The organism is Iodobacter fluviatilis (genome assembly GCF_004194535.1).
Taxonomy (GTDB): domain Bacteria; phylum Pseudomonadota; class Gammaproteobacteria; order Burkholderiales; family Chitinibacteraceae; genus Iodobacter; species Iodobacter fluviatilis_A.
Genome location: NZ_CP025781.1, coordinates 2742430 through 2758708, shown reverse-complemented (window position 1 = coordinate 2758708; position 16279 = coordinate 2742430). Strand labels below are relative to the sequence as shown.

Annotated in this window: 13 protein-coding genes; 5 read left to right on the top strand and 8 right to left on the bottom strand. The window is 45.1% G+C overall.

Annotated elements, in window-relative coordinates; genetic code table 11:
* Positions 1-2: 2 nt before the first annotated feature.
* Positions 3-851, bottom strand: coding sequence for a class D beta-lactamase (locus C1H71_RS12300; protein WP_130106801.1), 849 nt, complete (start codon positions 849-851; stop codon positions 3-5).
* 255 nt (positions 852-1106) lie between these two features.
* Between C1H71_RS12300 and C1H71_RS12295 the strand changes: the two genes are divergently transcribed.
* Complete coding sequence (locus tag C1H71_RS12295; RefSeq protein WP_130106800.1) at positions 1107-2666, top strand: hypothetical protein; 1560 nt, start codon at positions 1107-1109, stop codon at positions 2664-2666.
* A 264-nt stretch (positions 2667-2930) separates the two neighbouring features.
* Here C1H71_RS12295 and C1H71_RS12290 read toward each other — a convergent pair whose 3' ends face one another.
* From C1H71_RS12290 to C1H71_RS12280, 3 genes are read right to left on the bottom strand one after another with little or no spacing between them, the layout of a single operon-like run.
* The gene (locus tag C1H71_RS12290) at positions 2931-3209 is read right to left on the bottom strand and encodes a PsiF family protein (RefSeq protein ID WP_223145860.1); all 279 of its coding nucleotides are present in this window, start codon (positions 3207-3209) and stop codon (positions 2931-2933) included.
* A 24-nt stretch (positions 3210-3233) separates the two neighbouring features.
* Positions 3234-4052, bottom strand: coding sequence for a BamA/TamA family outer membrane protein (locus C1H71_RS12285; RefSeq protein ID WP_130106798.1), 819 nt, complete (start codon positions 4050-4052; stop codon positions 3234-3236).
* Positions 4013-5437: a patatin-like phospholipase family protein gene (locus tag C1H71_RS12280; protein ID WP_188053236.1), complete on the bottom strand. Its 1425-nt coding sequence runs from the start codon at positions 5435-5437 to the stop codon at positions 4013-4015. Before C1H71_RS12280 ends, C1H71_RS12285 begins: the two co-directional genes overlap by 40 nt.
* Positions 5438-5491: 54 nt before the next feature.
* On the opposite strand from C1H71_RS12280, the gene C1H71_RS12275 reads away from it, so the two are divergent.
* From C1H71_RS12275 to C1H71_RS12265, 3 genes are all read left to right on the top strand, one after another.
* A complete protein-coding gene (locus C1H71_RS12275) occupies positions 5492-6166 on the top strand; it encodes a glycerophosphodiester phosphodiesterase (protein WP_188053234.1) in 675 nt (224 codons plus the stop codon).
* 418 nt (positions 6167-6584) lie between these two features.
* Positions 6585-6812, top strand: coding sequence for a hypothetical protein (locus C1H71_RS12270; RefSeq protein ID WP_130106795.1), 228 nt, complete (start codon positions 6585-6587; stop codon positions 6810-6812).
* 164 nt (positions 6813-6976) lie between these two features.
* Entirely contained in the window at positions 6977-9283 is a 2307-nt protein-coding gene (locus C1H71_RS12265) for a Tex family protein (RefSeq protein ID WP_130106794.1), read from the top strand.
* A 77-nt stretch (positions 9284-9360) separates the two neighbouring features.
* Here the strand turns inward: C1H71_RS12265 and C1H71_RS12260 are convergent, their stop codons facing one another.
* The 3 genes from C1H71_RS12260 to C1H71_RS21825 all read right to left on the bottom strand — a co-directional run bounded on the left by C1H71_RS12260 (position 9361) and on the right by C1H71_RS21825 (position 11161).
* Positions 9361-9753, bottom strand: coding sequence for a hypothetical protein (locus C1H71_RS12260; protein ID WP_130106793.1), 393 nt, complete (start codon positions 9751-9753; stop codon positions 9361-9363).
* 87 nt (positions 9754-9840) lie between these two features.
* Positions 9841-10935, bottom strand: coding sequence for an anaerobic C4-dicarboxylate transporter (locus tag C1H71_RS12255; RefSeq protein WP_308418284.1), 1095 nt, complete (start codon positions 10933-10935; stop codon positions 9841-9843).
* Positions 10922-11161 (bottom strand): anaerobic C4-dicarboxylate transporter family protein, encoded by a 240-nt coding sequence (locus tag C1H71_RS21825; RefSeq protein ID WP_308418283.1) that lies wholly within the window; start codon positions 11159-11161, stop codon positions 10922-10924. Before C1H71_RS21825 ends, C1H71_RS12255 begins: the two co-directional genes overlap by 14 nt.
* 185 nt (positions 11162-11346) lie before the next feature.
* On the opposite strand from C1H71_RS21825, the gene C1H71_RS12250 reads away from it, so the two are divergent.
* Positions 11347-12162: a flagellin N-terminal helical domain-containing protein gene (locus tag C1H71_RS12250; protein WP_130106792.1), complete on the top strand. Its 816-nt coding sequence runs from the start codon at positions 11347-11349 to the stop codon at positions 12160-12162.
* A 238-nt stretch (positions 12163-12400) separates the two neighbouring features.
* Here the strand turns inward: C1H71_RS12250 and C1H71_RS12245 are convergent, their stop codons facing one another.
* Complete coding sequence (locus C1H71_RS12245; RefSeq protein ID WP_188053232.1) at positions 12401-16192, bottom strand: response regulator; 3792 nt, start codon at positions 16190-16192, stop codon at positions 12401-12403.
* Between the last annotated feature and the right edge of the window lie 87 nt (positions 16193-16279).

Genomic DNA, 16279 nt, shown 5'->3' with positions numbered 1-16279 from the left:
CTTTAAGAAGAGAAATAGCTATTCAATAGTTTAAGTGAAATTTCTTTTACAATTGCCCCCCCCATTTGCTTATCAGTAGCACTTGGGAGCGCTGTATCTGTAAGATTACTCACAAATATATATTGTTCACCTGCGTTTTCCACTAAGCCGATATACCAACCATCACGCATTTTATTTTGATTATTGCCATTGTCATCTCTGTTTTTCCAACCACTACCGGTTTTACCGTAATAATCAGCGCCATGGTTTAATTTTCCCACATAAATTATTTTTTTAGTTTCAGCCATGGCTTGCTGGCTAAGCCCTAAGCTACCATTTGCAAAATGCTGCAAAAAAGCCATTTGCTCTTTAGCCGACATTTTTAAACTACTACTCAGCCATGCATTGCTTAAACCATTATTTTTACCTGGGTCACCTGAAAAATCCTGATTGCCATAATCAAAATCAGCTAGATATTGTTTTATTTTATCTAAGCCCAGCTGCGGCGTGATTTGTTGAGACACCCAAACCACGGAGTATTTCTCCCAGCTAGCGGGAGTTTGATCACCACTCCAACCGGGAAGCTCATATCGATTACCATTCCACTTAAATACAGTGTTTTTATTAATCACTTTAGCATCAAAAGCCATTAGCGCTAAAGGAATTTTAAATGTCGAATTTACGGGAATTCGTTGTGAGCAACGATTATTTGGATTATATTCACTTACCATTTTTTTACTGCTGTTATCGTAAAGCATAAAACAGCCATCATAGCCCTTAAATATATTTTCATAATCAGGTTGAAATGCATGTGCAGAATGAACCATTGCAATCAACAAGCCTATTACTAGTGTAGATTTATTTAATAACATCTTTCATTACCTATCTATTAATGGGTCACTTAATCGAGAGGCACATAGTAATAAAAGCCATGCTATTTGGTAAATATGCTATTTTGTAACATCTGTAACCTAGTCATAGCTTTTAAATTTAAATAGATAATTAATTAATTCAATATGATAGTGTATTGCAGCTACAACATTTAATTACGCCTATTGCATAATTGCTATTTACGTTGTTTACTTCACAGCAAGGTAAACACGGTTTTATTTGAATTTAAAGTACCCATGACTAAACCACACCTCCCTATCGTGATTGAATTATCTCCCCCCTATCAAGCAGGAGATGAGCCTATACGCTACCAATCCTTGTGGCTGTTACTGCGTATAGTTTACGCTCAGCAAGTCGAAAAACGCTGCTTAACCGCCGCCGCCATCCGTGCCCATTTCCCACGGGCACAAGCTATTCGGATGCTCATTTCGCGTGCATTTGCAGAATACTCTCGCCTACAAATCACCGTGGGCTGGGGACATGATCAACAGCTAGATGTATCGATGTTAAATCCGGCACAACGCAGCCGAGGGCCATTTTGGCTCGCCAAGCAAAGCCTAGATCGCCTCACATTTACCCAGCAAGGCGCAAGCCTAGCCCCTAGCGATCTGACCTCTTTCTTAGGAATACAAACCTCTACCCACCCCCAAATGAGCATAACAGCTGAGCGTAAGGGCGTGGATTATGTAATGCAGGATATGAGCTTTTGGAAGCATCTCACTCAAGGAATGCGTGAAGGTCACGATGGCTTTGTCCGTCCAGCCGCTCTACGTATGAGTGATCCATTTTTGCTTGCTCAAGAGTGCGCACACGATGATTTCCAGCAGGCGCTCGCCCTAATGAAAGCCAGTTTAGCGTGGCGTCGCAGCGATTTACTACCAGAGAGCAAACAAGCCTTAAAACGCTTTGAACATATTATCGCAGTGGGGCAATTAGCGAGTGCTCAGCCCACATTTGCGGCAATGGCACAAATCGTACACGCATGGGACCGCTACACTCATGGCGATATTGAAACATCACGCATGCTGCTGCTTCAGCTGGAAGCCTCCCCCTCCCTTGGACCTGTGGTGCGTTACAACCCTCGGGTACGCTTTGAATACCTTAATTTAAGTGCCTTATTGTACAAATATGACGCCATGGCCGAAGGCTGCACACTACGGCACGAATCCGCTGATGCCGCATTACAAGCGCTAAGCTATGCCTTAGAAGCCGCATGCGAGGCCGATTCTATCGATGCAGTCCAACATGTGGCGGCTAATATTGGCTGGTGTTTATGGCTATTTAGCCAGCTCAAATTATTAAAGCTCACCCAAGCCAGCGTACAAGTTCAGGCGATGCGCTGGCTGGGCTTATCAGAATGGATCTGTGATCGGTTTGGAGTAGGGAGTGCCTCGGCATGGAATACCATTTTTATTCTGCGTATTGCACGGGGTAATTGCTTGGCTGAGGGCGCGGCTTCCTTAGAGGGATTTCGCCTACAGCAGCCTTTGTCATTAACAGCAGCTGCCACAGCATTACAGCCTTTCCCTGCCCCCTTTTCACCTAGCAAAGGCTTTAGCAGTTGGTTTTCTTGGGCGCAATTTACACTAGAAGAATACGATAGTGGCCATGTTAGCTTCCCCTCCTTACAACTCGCTAATCTCTTACTGGAAGCAGCATGGTTTTGTGTATATGAGCAAGGGGCAAGCCTGACCGCCTATCAAATCATAGAGCGATTGCGCGCCCTGCTATTTGAATTACTCCCAAGCGAGCGGCTCTTTTTTCGTGATGCTTTGGCGTGTATCCCCCTACCCTAGCAGCCTGTCGGACTTAAGACTGATCTACTACGGAAAAGCCGGATTTGGCCATATTTCACGCATTTTCTCGTTGAATAGCCAGCTATTCGCCTCGAAAACCCACGAAATCTGTCTCAAACCGGCCTTTCCCTCGCTACGATCGCTTAAGTCCGACAAGCTGCTAGCAGCCATACGCTATACGGGGAGCGTGAAAAGGGTCAGAGCCGAAACTACAGTAGCGCAACTTAATATCGGCCAGACTCTGCATCTGGCCGATATTAAGACTTATTTTTTCAGGCAAGTACTCATAAAGGCTTTACGCTCATCACCTTTCTTACCCGTTGCATCTTTATTGCATTGCTTCATTTTATCTTGCTGAGTCATGGGTGCTGAAGCAGGAGCGGCCTTTAAACAACTACTCATAAATACTTTTCGTGCATCACCTTTTAAAGATTGTGTTGCCGCATCTTTATTACACGTTGCCATTTTTTCTTGCTGTAGGCCCGCATTAGCAGTGCCAACACACAATGCCAACAAACTAGCTACTAGACTTAATTTCAACATTGCCATCTCCCTTTAAAAAGCAAATTAAAACTGATTTCCCAGCATCAAGTAATAACGCAGCTTTTTATTATCACCATAAGCAGCACCTAAATAGAAAGGCCCAAGGTAAGTGTCTGCAGCCCAAAACCCAGTTACAGAGTTATGCCAACCTTCTTTGTCAATATCCGAAGAATTAAACGCCCGCCCCATTTCAAATGCTGCCCCTAAATAGCTCCCCCCTACGCTCAAACCTAATAGAGTAACCGGCGAATAAATCTGCGCCTTAGCATAAAGAGTATGCTTCCCAAGCAATTCATTTTGGCGATAACTCGATAAATTTAAAAAACCACCTAAAGATTGAGAGTCTGGCATAAATGGCGCTTGCTTATGCGAGTAATGGCCGCGTACAGAGAAATTACCTTTTACCTCCCCCACAGAAAACGCGTGTTCCGCATCCATGACTACTCGACCATATGGATTAAAATCACCCTGCCCTTTTAAAGCATAATAAGAAGATAAATGAAATAAATTACCCTTACCAGGGAAATTAAGATTATCTAATTGATCATAATACATGCTCATACTAACGCCATAATCCCCAAAAACATCATAGGGCCCAAAGTTTTCTCCGATTTGCTTTGCGGCATCATAGTGCTGATACGCCACGCCTAACCGCACCTCACCAAAACGCGTCAAGCTTGATCCTAAATCTAAACCAATCCGCGATTGTTTATAGCTATATTGAGCTACATTTTCACCATTAAACCAAAAAGATACGGGGCTAGATTTAAACTGTATTGAGGGCGCAATAAAAGCATAGCCATCTAATTGTAATGGCTGGTAAAACTCTGACTGAAACGCCATCGTGTCCCCAACCCTAAGTGAGGTCTTCCACTCCGCCCTAAAGAATTAATCCAGGTACGGCGGTACATGGCCGTTAAACTATAAGGATTATTACCTTCAAAATCAGTACCCATCCCCAAGCCAAAAGATAAGTAATTTGGCCCCCAATCTTTTTCTATGGGGATTAAAGTCAGCCGCTGCGCGCCACCGTGCTCTGTAAGCTCATAATCTAACTGAGAAAAATCACCTCGGGCGTAAACTTCAGACAAACGCTTGTGAAAAATATCTGACTCTAATGGGATGCCAATTCGCACATCAACCGCTTCTTTCAAAACGTCTGGATTAATGTTGCGCATAGGGGTTACTTCAACCATTTGCACTGGTTGAGGTGACATTTTTTTAGCTAATCTTTGCTGTTGCCAAGCTTTATACTCCGCCTCAGGTAATGCATATTTACTCAGTTGATATAAGCTGAGCGTCGCTGCCTCTTCACCCTTGCTAATCAAATCTTTACCGCGTTTAAAATCAGAAGAACTTAATTTAGCTAAATTAGGCGTAATCAAAATATCACGCAAAGTAAGGCTATCTAATTGCGGCTTAACATTTTGAGCCACCATCAAGCGAGTATATTGATCAGCAGTACTTAAAATACTATTAATATCTTCTCTATTTAAGGGCTGAGCACCTACATCCACGGCAATAATCACATCAGCGCAAAGTGAGCGGGCCACATCCACCGGTACATTTCTGGCCAATCCCCCATCCACTAATAAACGTGAGCCATGAGAAACGGCTGGAAATAAGCCTGGTACGGCCATACTTGCCCGCATGGCGGTAACAATGTCCCCATCTTTTAACACCACCATTTCACCGTTTTCAATATCAGTTGCCACGGCCCGATAAGGAATGGCTAGCGCATCAAAAGATGAAACCGTGCCGCCAAAAGTCATTTCACGTAAAAATAATTCAATTTTTTGTGTACTAATTGCAGCAGAAGGCAGAGCTACTTCGCCAGAATCTTTCAGCCCCAACTCAATACCCACTAAATTGAGCTTATCATCTTGTTTTTTACGAATAGCACTTAATTGCCTTGGCAAGTTAGAGCTTAATAAGTCATCCCAATTAGCTTCCGTAGCCCTTTCTTCCATTTCAGCCGGTGTGCGGCCCGCCGCATAAGCTCCAGCCACTAAGGACCCAATGCTGGTTCCCACTACGCAATCAATAGGGATTCGAGCTTCTTCAAGTACCTTTAATATACCGATGTGAGCCAAGCCACGAGCGCCGCCCCCGCCTAACACCAAACCAATACGAGGACGCTCAGACGCAGATACAAGTGGTGATAAGCCCATCACTGCTAATAAAAAAATAATGCCGGATTTCTTCAGAAAACCTCTAGCATGAAACATGCACCGCATCCTATTATTGAAAGATTGAATTTTTCCAAAAGTGTAACCCATTCTATGTTGCAACTAGCACATCGCGGTTTACACCGTACAGCACCTGAAAATACACTTGCCGCCTTTGCATTAAGCCTAACTGCAGGTTTTAAAGGAATAGAGACTGATGTTAGGTTGGCAGCCGATGGCGAAGCCATTTTATACCATGATAGAAATGCCCCCAATGGCATTGCAGTATCAGCATTAAGCCGCAATGAATTATCTCATTTAACGGGTTATTTAGTTCCAACTTTAGCCGAAGCGCTCGATGCGTTTCCAGATGCTTATTGGAATATAGAAATAAAAACACCATCTGTATTGCCTAGCTGCATTAATATACTAAAAAATTATATCGATCATTGCCAACTACTTGTCACCTCTTTTCGGCATGAAATCATCATTGATGTTGCTAAAGAGTTAAAAATTGATTGCGGCTTGCTGATTGCTCATCGCCCCGCGCAAATCCATGAGCTTCTGCTCTGCGCCCTGCCATACCCACGTTTACGAGCCATAGTTTGGGATTATGAAGCTCTAGATAATGAGTTAATCCAACAAAGCCATGCACAAGGGTTTAATAACTTTGTCTATGGTGCACACACAGAAGCTGAGCACCTTATTTGCCAAGCATTTCCCTTGCAAGGCATTATTACTGATTATCCAGAGTTTATTGGCTTAATGCCTCCTCCCGCACGGCAATAAATACTCGATTAGCATAAGTGTTTAGTTTCGGATAATCATGTCCCTGTGCGTAGCTGCCCCTTGTGTCTAGCGAGGTACATCATGCATGATCTGATTAACCAAATAACTCACCTCTACTAATCATGTGCCTTAGAAGTAGCCCATAAAGGAATATTTGGTGGTAGCTTTGGCTGGGCTATCTCTGCAGATCGGCAGCTAGATTTTCTTTATACCGATCCAGTTATTACTACCAATATGGTTTTTTTAGTAAGTAAAAAAATCAATGGGATAAATTAAGTGATTTAAAAAATGCCCGTATTGGCATTACTACCAGGGTCTGTTGACGTTTTCCGGCTCAGCGTAATTGCGAATGAAACGTCAACAGATCCTAAGCAATTTTTATTCTGAATAATTTGCTCTACTGCAAAAACAGCGAATATTGGTAACTGATACCGGTGCAGATGATATCACTGGCTTTCGCAAGCTGCTGGCAGCGCATATAGATTTGTTTCCTATCAAGATAGAAGTAGGCCAGTATTTATTGCAGAAAAATTTCCCTGCGGATAAACGCGCGCAAATCAGCTGGAAAAAGCATCCCCGAGCCAAAGAGCTTATTTCTCGCTTTAATCGAGGCCTTAAAACAATAAAAAGTAGCGATGATTTTTAAAAAATGATTATTGAACCTCGCAGTAAAATAAATCAATCAAAGAAAAAAGGGGATCAACTCGCCTTTTTACTCTGTGCTTTTTGTAGCTACAAAATTGTTCTACATAACTTCCGCAAAAAAAGCCGTAAAATGCAACGCTTCATGTACTTATTAGAATCTGCCTTATGCTGCCTTCCATTCACCAACGTATTGCCAGCGAAATCGCCTGCCGCCCCGCCCAAGTTGAAGCGGCAGTTCAGCTTTTAGACGATGGAGCCACCGTCCCCTTTATCTCCCGCTACCGTAAGGAGGTAACCGGAGGGCTGGATGATACCCAGCTGCGTAATCTGGAGGTGCGGCTTAGCTATCTGCGTGAATTAGAAGAGCGCCGTAGCGCCATCATTAGCAATATCACCGAGCAGGGTAAACTTAGCCCAGCGCTAAATATTCAACTGCTTAGTGCAGATAATAAACAACGACTAGAAGACCTCTACCTACCATTCAAACAAAAACGCCGCAGCAAAGCACTGATCGCCAGAGAAGCCGGCTTGGCCCCGCTGGCCGAACAGCTCCTTGCCAACCCGAATCTCACCCCAGAACACGCCGCCAATGCTTTCCTGAATGCGGATATCACAGATGCCAAAGCGGCACTAGATGGTGCGCGCGCCATCCTGATTGAAGGCTTTAGCGAAGACGCAGAGCTGATTGCTAAGCTTCGCAGCCATTTGCATAGCCAAGCCAGCAGCAAAACGAGCGTGATTGAAGGCAAGCAAGAAGAAGGCGCTAAATTCACCGATTATTTTGATTACCATGAAAAAATATCGGCCATGCCATCGCACCGTATTCTGGCGATTTTGCGCGGTAGAAACGAAGGCATTTTGCAATTATCGGTGCTGCTACCCGAAGAATTAGAGGCAACTAGCCTGCGTAATGCGCCCCCAAATAGCTGTGAGATGCGCATTGCCGAGCGCTTTGGCGTGCAAAACTTAGGCCGCCCTGCTGACAAATGGCTCAATGACACCGTACGCCAGAGCTGGCGCACCAAAATCTTTACTAGCCTTGAGGCGGAGCTGCTCAGCCAGCTGCGCGAACAAGCCGATATTGAGGCGATTAAAGTCTTTGCCAGCAACATGAAAGATCTACTACTGGCCGCACCTGCTGGCCCCAAAGTCACCATCGGCCTAGACCCTGGCCTGCGTACTGGTGTAAAAGTGGCCGTAGTAGACCGCACCGGCAAGCTGCTCGATATCGCCACGATTTATCCGCACGAGCCGCGCAAAGCTTGGAACGAATCAATCGCTACCCTTGCTGCGCTAGCCAAAAAACACCGCGTAGAACTGATCTCTATCGGCAATGGCACGGCCAGCCGTGAAACCGACAAACTAGCCATTGAGCTGATCAAGCTGCTGCCTGAGCTGGCGATGCAAAAGCTGGTGGTATCTGAAGCGGGAGCCTCAGTTTACTCCGCGTCCGAGCTGGCTGCTAAAGAATTCCCAGAACTGGATGTCAGCATCCGTGGCGCGGTATCCATTGCTCGGCGCTTGCAAGATCCGCTGGCAGAACTGGTAAAGATCGATCCTAAGGCCATTGGCGTGGGCCAGTATCAGCACGATGTAAACCAAAATGAGCTAGCTAAAATGCTCGATACCGTGATTGAAGATTGCGTAAATGCGGTGGGAGTGGATGTGAACTCTGCATCAGTGCCGCTGCTAAGCCGCGTCTCTGGGCTAACGGCCACTATGGCGGCCAATATTGTGAGTTATCGCGATCAACACGGCGCTTTTGCAGAACGTAAAGCACTACTAAAAGTACCGCGTATTGGCGATAAAAGCTTTGAGCTGGCGGCAGGATTTTTACGCGTAATGGCGGGCAGTAACCCTCTAGATGCTTCAGCGGTTCACCCAGAAGCCTATCCGCTGGTGGAAAAAATCATCGCTAAGGTTGGCAAAAATATCGGCCAAATTATTGGCGACAGCACGCTACTCAAAAGCCTAAACCCAAGCGAGCTGGCCGATGTGCAATTTGGCATACCCACCATCAAAGATATTCTGAGCGAATTGGAAAAACCCGGCCGCGACCCACGCCCAGAGTTTAAAACCGCCAGCTTTGCCGAAGGCGTAGAAAAAATTTCTGACCTAAAGCTAGAAATGGTGTTGGAAGGCGTAGTGACCAATGTGACCAACTTTGGAGCGTTCGTCGATATTGGCGTACATCAAGATGGCCTTGTACATATCTCGGCACTGGCCAACCGCTTTATTAAAGACCCGCGTGAAGTAGTTAAAACCGGCGATGTTGTCAAAGTGAAAATACTGGAAATCGACGTACCACGTAAACGCATTGCACTGACCATGCGCCTGACTGATAACGCAACGCCAAGCGCAGATATCTCCAAGCAAAGCATGACACCAAAAGACAGGAAAATAGTGGAGCGCCAGCCAGAAGCCCAAGGCGCAATGGCTGCAGCGTTGGCTGCCTTAAAAACGAAGCGGTAAAAGGATGAAATATAACTTGGGCTTACCAAGCCCAAGTTATATCTTTATCATCGCCTTCAAAATCAATTTAACCCAACCTAAGCGCTGGTTGACAAGCCTGCTTCAGACTCTGCCTCCCCAATGGAGGCGATAGCCTGATACTTTGCCAGCGCATTTTCAATCCGCTGCGCTTGCCGAGGATGAAAAGGTGTTTCCTGCCTGGTACTTGCTTGCTGAGCCGCATAGATGGCGGGAGCCATCCAGATCTGCGATTGCATGAGTTGATTCTCTACCGATTTGCTATCGGCGATATTTCTTGCTGGCCCATCAGAGAGAGCAGCACTCACGATCTGATGAGCACTGTGATTAACTTGCTGCGCCTTAATCTCGGCCTCGGCTCGCGCAGCCAACACTTGCAAGCGAAACTGCTGCTTTTGGTTCGCAACATCAAGTTGATTGTGCGAGCTCCTAGCCGGAGCAGAGATTTGCATTTGGGCGTCCATAGCCCCTATCATCTGCGATTTTTCTAAGATACGGCCAGTGAGCATTACCCAGAGTTAAAGGTAATATTCTTTATATTACAATAGGATACGTGCCAAAGCGAAGCCAGAACCCACAGAAACCACGGAACAGACTAGCCCTGGCAACATAAAACTATGATTTAGTAAATATTTGCCAATTCGTGTTGTTCCAGTGCGATCAAAGTTAATCGCCGCAATCACGGTTGGATAATTAGGAATAAAAAAGTAACCATTAACGCTCGGAAACATAGCAATAAGAGCTGGGGCAGGTATGCCTAAGGCAATCCCCAAAGGTAGCAAAGCGCGAATCGTTGCAGCTTGCGAATAAAGCATAATTGACATACCAAACAAGGCAATCGAGAACAACCAGGGTTGTGCCGTTACAATCTCTTTTACTGATCCAGAAAACAGCGTCATATTGGCGTGAATAAACGTATCCCCCATCCAAGCCACACCAAAAATCCCAATCACAGCAGCAGAGCCAGCACGGAATACCGATCCCTTCACCACTTCATCTGGCTTTACTTTGCAGAACAATAAAATTAGCGCCGAAGCAGACAACATCACAATTTCAATCGCCTGAGACATCTCGAGCTGCACGCTTTTACCTGCCACATCCCAAGTAGGGCGCAAGGCTGGGAAAGTACCGAGCATCACCACCGCAATCACCGCAAGCAAAAAAACCCATACCGAACGACTTGCCTCTTTAGGAAGTAGTTCTTGTTCTGCTTTTTGCAGCGCTTGAATTTCACCCCGCTCTAATTTCTCGCGATAAACTGGATCAAGCTGTAATTCACAGCCTTGTCGACTTGCTGCAAATGCCCCTGCCAAGGTTCCCAATAGTGTTGCTGGGATAGCAATCTGTAAAATATCCCCCAAATGAATCCCCGCAGGGGAAAGCAAAGATAACAATGCTACCGTTGCCGCAGAAATAGGGCTCGCTGTAATCGCGGCTTGTGACGCAATCACCGCAATGGATAAAGGCCGTTCAGGCCGTACCCCAGACTCATGAGCAACTTCGGCAATGACTGGCAATACGGCATAAGCAACGTGGCCAGTGCCTGCAAAAAGAGTAAAGCAGTAAGTCACTAAGGGCGCATACAAAGTGATGCGCTTAGGGTCTTTGCGCAGTAATTTTTCAGCAATACGCACCAAAAACTCCATCCCACCTGCAGCCTGCAGCCTGCAAACACCCTGCCGTGGTGATCACGGCAAGAATCATCAGCATTACATCGATTGGGGCCGTTGTGGGTCGCAAACCAAAGATAAATACCAAGATTGCCAAGCCTAAACCGCCCATCACTCCAAGGCCAACTCCAGAAAGCCTAGCCCCAAGCAAGATGGCAGCAATGACCACCAAAAACTGTAACGCAATCACAATAAATATCCTTATAAAATTCTAGTAAGCATACTGCCATGACCTTAATGAAACGCTAATGAGGTAACGCAAACCTAATCCAGATTTAGATATATTGACCACAGGTCTGTGTTATGGCGCGCGATGATTGAAGCTGTTCAGCAAGCGGAGTATGGTTAAGGAGTACTTCTGTTGGAGAGCAAATCATGGCTATCGGAATCACTACTAATCTGCCCTCGCTTAATGCGCAAAATAGTTTAAGCGGCACACAAAAAGCACTCGGCAATACGCTCAGTGAGCTTTCTTCTGGCCAGCGCAGCTCAACAACAAACCCTGCTAGCACCATCCTGATAGAACAATTTGCGGCGCAAATTGCTGGCAGCAATCAGGCTAGATCAAATCTTAATGATGGTATTTCACTCACCCAAGTTGCCGATGGCGCACTTGAAAGCCTGCAAGATAATACCCAGCGTATCCGTGAGCTATCTGTCGCGGCGGGCAACGATACGCTTAGCAGCCAAGATCGATCTGCTATTCAAGAAGAAGCCAATCAACTGGCTTTATCTAATAGCGATATCGTAAAAAACAGTAGTTTTAATGGGCAGCCTTTGCTGCAAGGCCAAGGGAATTTGAATTTTCAGGCAGGGGCTAATGCGGGGGATCAGCTATCTATTTCAAGACCAGACCTTACTCAACTTAATAGCAGCTCAGGGCAAATCAATTTATCCAGTGCAGCATCTGCTGGTCAGGCGCTATCTAGGTTGGATAGTGATTTAGCCTCGGTTTCTAGTGCAAGATCTGATTATGGCGCAGTTAGTAATCGGCTAACGGCAAGCGCCGCCAATTTGCAAAACCGGGCAGAAAACCTTTCGGCAGCAAAAAGCCGGATTGCCGACACAGATTACGCAGCCAGCACTGCAAACCTCGCGCAACAACAAATCCGCGCACAGGCAAATACCGCAGCGCAGGCTCAAGCAAACGCCTCTCCACAGCAAGTATTGTCTTTGCTTAAATCGACCTAAACTGGTTCATCAATCCCATATTGGCCGCTGCTAGCAGCCTGTCGGACTTACGCGATCGTAGCGAGGGAAAGACCGGTTTGAGACAGATTTCGCGGGTTTTTGAGGCGAATAGCTGGCTATTCAACGACAACAAGAAGAATAGGCTGGTGAATCAAGACAAGCTCCAATGCATTAAACGACCTCAAACTTGGTCGGAAACCTTTAGAGCGCGATATCTGCGCTTATAAACTTAAATTATTTAGCCAAAATCACTTTTAATATCAAAGGATTGCAATGCGTTTCTTGCCGTTTGAAAATCCAACTGATCTAAAGCTTGTGCCATCATCAGCGCCTTACTTTTATTGAGTTTACGCAAGCTAGTTTGTAGCTCTAAAAAGCACTTACGAGCTCGCAAACTTCTGAGCCTAAGCAGCTCATCTAGCTCATTTACCCGCTGCAAGGTAATCTCTTCAGCGCAGTTCGGCTCTTCAAGCAGTGGCTCTGCCGAACCTTTCACGCCCAGCCAAGTATCAATACTTGCCACCACCACGGCTAAGGCTGCGTGTAACTCTGCCAGCAAGATCTCTAGTTCTGTACGCCCAAGGTGTAACTGGTCTTCTAACTTCTGGGCAATCTGATAAATGACAACAGCTTCTAATGTGCCAGCCACCCCTTTAAGGGAGTGAGCCAAGCGCTCTGCCTCAAATAGCTCCCCATTCGTAATCAAAGCTTGAATTCTAGGGGCCGCATCGGCGTATTGATCTCGCAGTCTAGGTAACATACGCTTTAATAAAGCCAAGCTACCTAAACGCTCCAAAGCCTTATCCAACCCCAAACCTGCCAACTCGGGCAGTCTCTCGGGGGCATTATCAGTAACAAATAACACGCTTGAAGCGCTCACATTACTTCCTATCCAACGCAATAATACTTTCAACAAATGCTGAGGGTTAATGGGTTTTGCCAAATGATCATTCATCCCCACTTCTAAGCAGCGACGACGTTCTGCATCCATTGCATGCGCGGTTAAGGCAATAATGGGTAAATCGCTGGCACTTAATTTCATCCGAATAATACGCGTTGCCTCCATGCCGTCCATTTCCGGCATTTGCACATCCATTAAAATGGCATCGTATTTTTTATGTTGCTGCAAAATAAGATCAACCACCTCACGCCCATTTTCAACCGTATCTACTACTGCGCCTAAGGAAGTTAATAAAGCCGAGCTCATTTCACTTAATAAGAGGGTGTCTTCTGCTAATAAAATACGCATGCCTCGTAATGGCTCGGCTTTAGGGGGAAATAACATATTTGAAATTGCAGTGTTATTTAATTTCAAGCTAGAATCTATTGTTGCATATAGTGAATGCGCAATAATAGGTTTACTTAAAGAATAAACACGAGATTGTGGCCCCCAGCGGCTCATTATTTCATCATGGCTTAATACCGAGGTAAGAAAGACAGCGGCAATTTTTGAGCGGATATCCCATATTTTTTGCACAGCCTCTACATTTGTATCCTCTAATATATAAGCGTCAATAATCAATACATCATAGGGTTGCTGCTGTGCCCTTTCTAGTTCCTGCACTACTTCAACGGCAGTACAAACCGTCTTAACTTGCAGCCCCATTTTCTCTAAATACAAGCACAACTGAATTCGTGTTGCCGTGTGCGCTTCAGCCAATAAAACTCGACGGCCTATATACTGCGGTATTTGCATTGCTGCTTGATGACTTTGTTTTAAACAAAGTGAAAAATTAAAACAAGACCCTCTTCCAAGGCTACTCTCAACACTAATCTCCCCGCCCATAATATGCGCCAACTGCTGACTAATCGCTAAGCCTAGGCCAGAGCCGCCGAAACGCCGAGTGGTAGAGGAATCTGCCTGAGTAAAAGGTTGAAACAAACGGTTTAATGCCTCAGAGCTAATTCCAATCCCCGTATCATGAATACTAAAGTTAAACTCAAATTGCTGATCACCTTTATTGTAACAAGACACCGCCAACTCAACTTCTCCCGATTCAGTAAATTTAATTGCATTATTAATTAAATTTAGTAAAATCTGCCCAAGGCGTAAAGAATCACCAATCAACCATTGTGGGGAATTAACATCCACGCTATAAATCAGAGCTAATTTCTTTTTTTCGGCTTGAATAGCACCAATTCCCGCCAAGTTTTCCAACAAAATAAACAAATCAAAGGGCGACTCTTCTAACTCCAACTTGCCCGCTTCAATTTTTGAAATATCTAAAATATCATTAATTACCCCAAGCAATAAATTAGCCGAGGATTGCACCTTGACCAAATAATCGCGTTGCTTATTTGCTAAGGGTGTATCAAAAAGCAAATGGGTATAGCCCAAAATTGCCGTTAAAGGCGTTCTTATTTCATGGCTCATATTAGCCAAAAAATCACCTTTAACTTGTAAAGCCTCCTGAGCCTGATCTCTAGACACGACTAACTCTGCTGATTGTTCTCTTAATAAGGCACTTGCATTCCTGAACACCAATAAGCTTTGTGCCATAACTGAAATTTCATCTTGGCCACTGGTATTGATTTCTACATCCAAATGTCCATCAGCAATGTGATGCATATTACTTGATAAATCAACAAGCCTAGAGCTAATTCTTTTTCTTATATAAATTGAGCTAATCCCCATCGACATAAACAAACTAAATAATGCAAGCCCAGTCAATAGCCATGTACTTTTATTTAGCCGCTGTGAAAGCGTAGACATCTCTCCATCAAGCTCATTCTTTAGCCTGTATTCAGTGGTTAATGCTTGATTTATAAGTGATTGAGTCGCAGTTTTATTTCTTAAAACAAGCTGTTGTAATTCACTATCTAATTTAATTTTTTTCAAACTAATCGAGAAAACACCATCCTCTCCATTGGCCAAAAAAATCAAGCTATACAGCTCTCGTTGTAGCTTCTTTAGCTCACCACTATACTTAATTTCAATTAAAGTTTGTTTCGCTTTAGTGGTGGCTTGCGCGAATGTTCTTTTTATTTCTTCTAATTGAATCACACTTTGTGCATTTGCGGCTTGGGCAATTAAACTAGCCAATAGCACCACATCCCCGCGAAAATGCTGCACAGCACTTAAAGACGCCACCTGCTCAGCCACCAAAACCACCACTGCATTGGTAGAATCCAGCGTTATTTGATCACTGCGGGAAATCATTTTTAGCGTTGTTTGACTAATTAATGGTACTAAAATGGCATCAAAGTTCGCCACCGATCGCGCAACTTCCCGCCTTACATCCTGCAAAGGGTGATACAGACTGGCCGCTAAGTCTTTTCCAGCCGCTTGAGCGTAAGGGTCAGCGTGTAGTAAATGGGCTTGGATGCCCGCTAGTAAGCTGATACCCCGTTTTGAAAAGCCCGTCTCCCCCTGCTCCCCCACTAGTGCTGCCAATCGGAAGGCGTCAGCCCTAGCCTGCTGCAAGGAATGTAACTCTGAAAACTCAGTATCAATTAAAGAGTGAACAGATGCACCTGCAGCAATTGATGCTCGCCTAGTGGCAGAGAGCAGATCTGCATTTTTAGCCAATAAGATAGGATCAATCGCCTGCAAAAACCGCTGTTGAGCATCCCCCGTGTTTTGCAAAATAATGTTTTTACGCTCGCTAAGCAGCAGCTGTTGAATCACTAGCTCATCTGTTGGAGCTACGTTTTTTGATAGCTGTTGCAACAAAACGGTCAGCGCTTCAGTATCTTTTGTGCGGCTTAAAGCCAACGCATTAATTTGCTTAGGTAGCTCTGATAGCGCTAAGTGCACACGGGATAAGGCGCTATCGCGCGCGGGTACATTTTGGGCATTTGCAAGACTGGCAAGCGCAGATGAAAACTCCAAACTACTCGCCTCTAAACGTGCAGATGCAATCGCAGCAGGAAAGCTTTGCTGAGAAACGACCGAGTATGTATTGTCAACGGAATGAAAAGCCCATAGAGCAGCGCCCGATGCAAGTAGTGTCGTGGCAGCAACCACACCAAAAGCTAAGCGAAGGCGCAGCGCAATCGACTGCATAAATAAACGTTTTAGTGTGGGCATTCGCCCCATCTCCAGCAAAACAGCCTTAGGGCTAGGGTTTATTTCACGTGTTTGAATATTAAGCTACCGAATAGAAACATTCTTTAA

Excerpts from the sequence above, each read along its gene's own strand:
- C1H71_RS12300 (WP_130106801.1), bottom strand. The coding sequence starts at position 851 with ATGTTATTAAATAAATCTACACTAGTAATAGGCTTGTTGATTGCAATG.
- C1H71_RS12295 (WP_130106800.1), top strand. The coding sequence starts at position 1,107 with ATGACTAAACCACACCTCCCTATCGTGATTGAATTATCTCCCCCCTAT.
- C1H71_RS12290 (WP_223145860.1), bottom strand. The coding sequence starts at position 3,209 with ATGTTGAAATTAAGTCTAGTAGCTAGTTTGTTGGCATTGTGTGTTGGC.
- C1H71_RS12285 (WP_130106798.1), bottom strand. The coding sequence starts at position 4,052 with ATGGCGTTTCAGTCAGAGTTTTACCAGCCATTACAATTAGATGGCTAT.
- C1H71_RS12280 (WP_188053236.1), bottom strand. The coding sequence starts at position 5,437 with ATGTTTCATGCTAGAGGTTTTCTGAAGAAATCCGGCATTATTTTTTTA.
- C1H71_RS12275 (WP_188053234.1), top strand. The coding sequence starts at position 5,492 with ATGTTGCAACTAGCACATCGCGGTTTACACCGTACAGCACCTGAAAAT.
- C1H71_RS12265 (WP_130106794.1), top strand. The coding sequence starts at position 6,977 with ATGCTGCCTTCCATTCACCAACGTATTGCCAGCGAAATCGCCTGCCGC.
- C1H71_RS12260 (WP_130106793.1), bottom strand. The coding sequence starts at position 9,753 with ATGCAAATCTCTGCTCCGGCTAGGAGCTCGCACAATCAACTTGATGTT.
- C1H71_RS12250 (WP_130106792.1), top strand. The coding sequence starts at position 11,347 with ATGGCTATCGGAATCACTACTAATCTGCCCTCGCTTAATGCGCAAAAT.
- C1H71_RS12245 (WP_188053232.1), bottom strand. The coding sequence starts at position 16,192 with ATGCCCACACTAAAACGTTTATTTATGCAGTCGATTGCGCTGCGCCTT.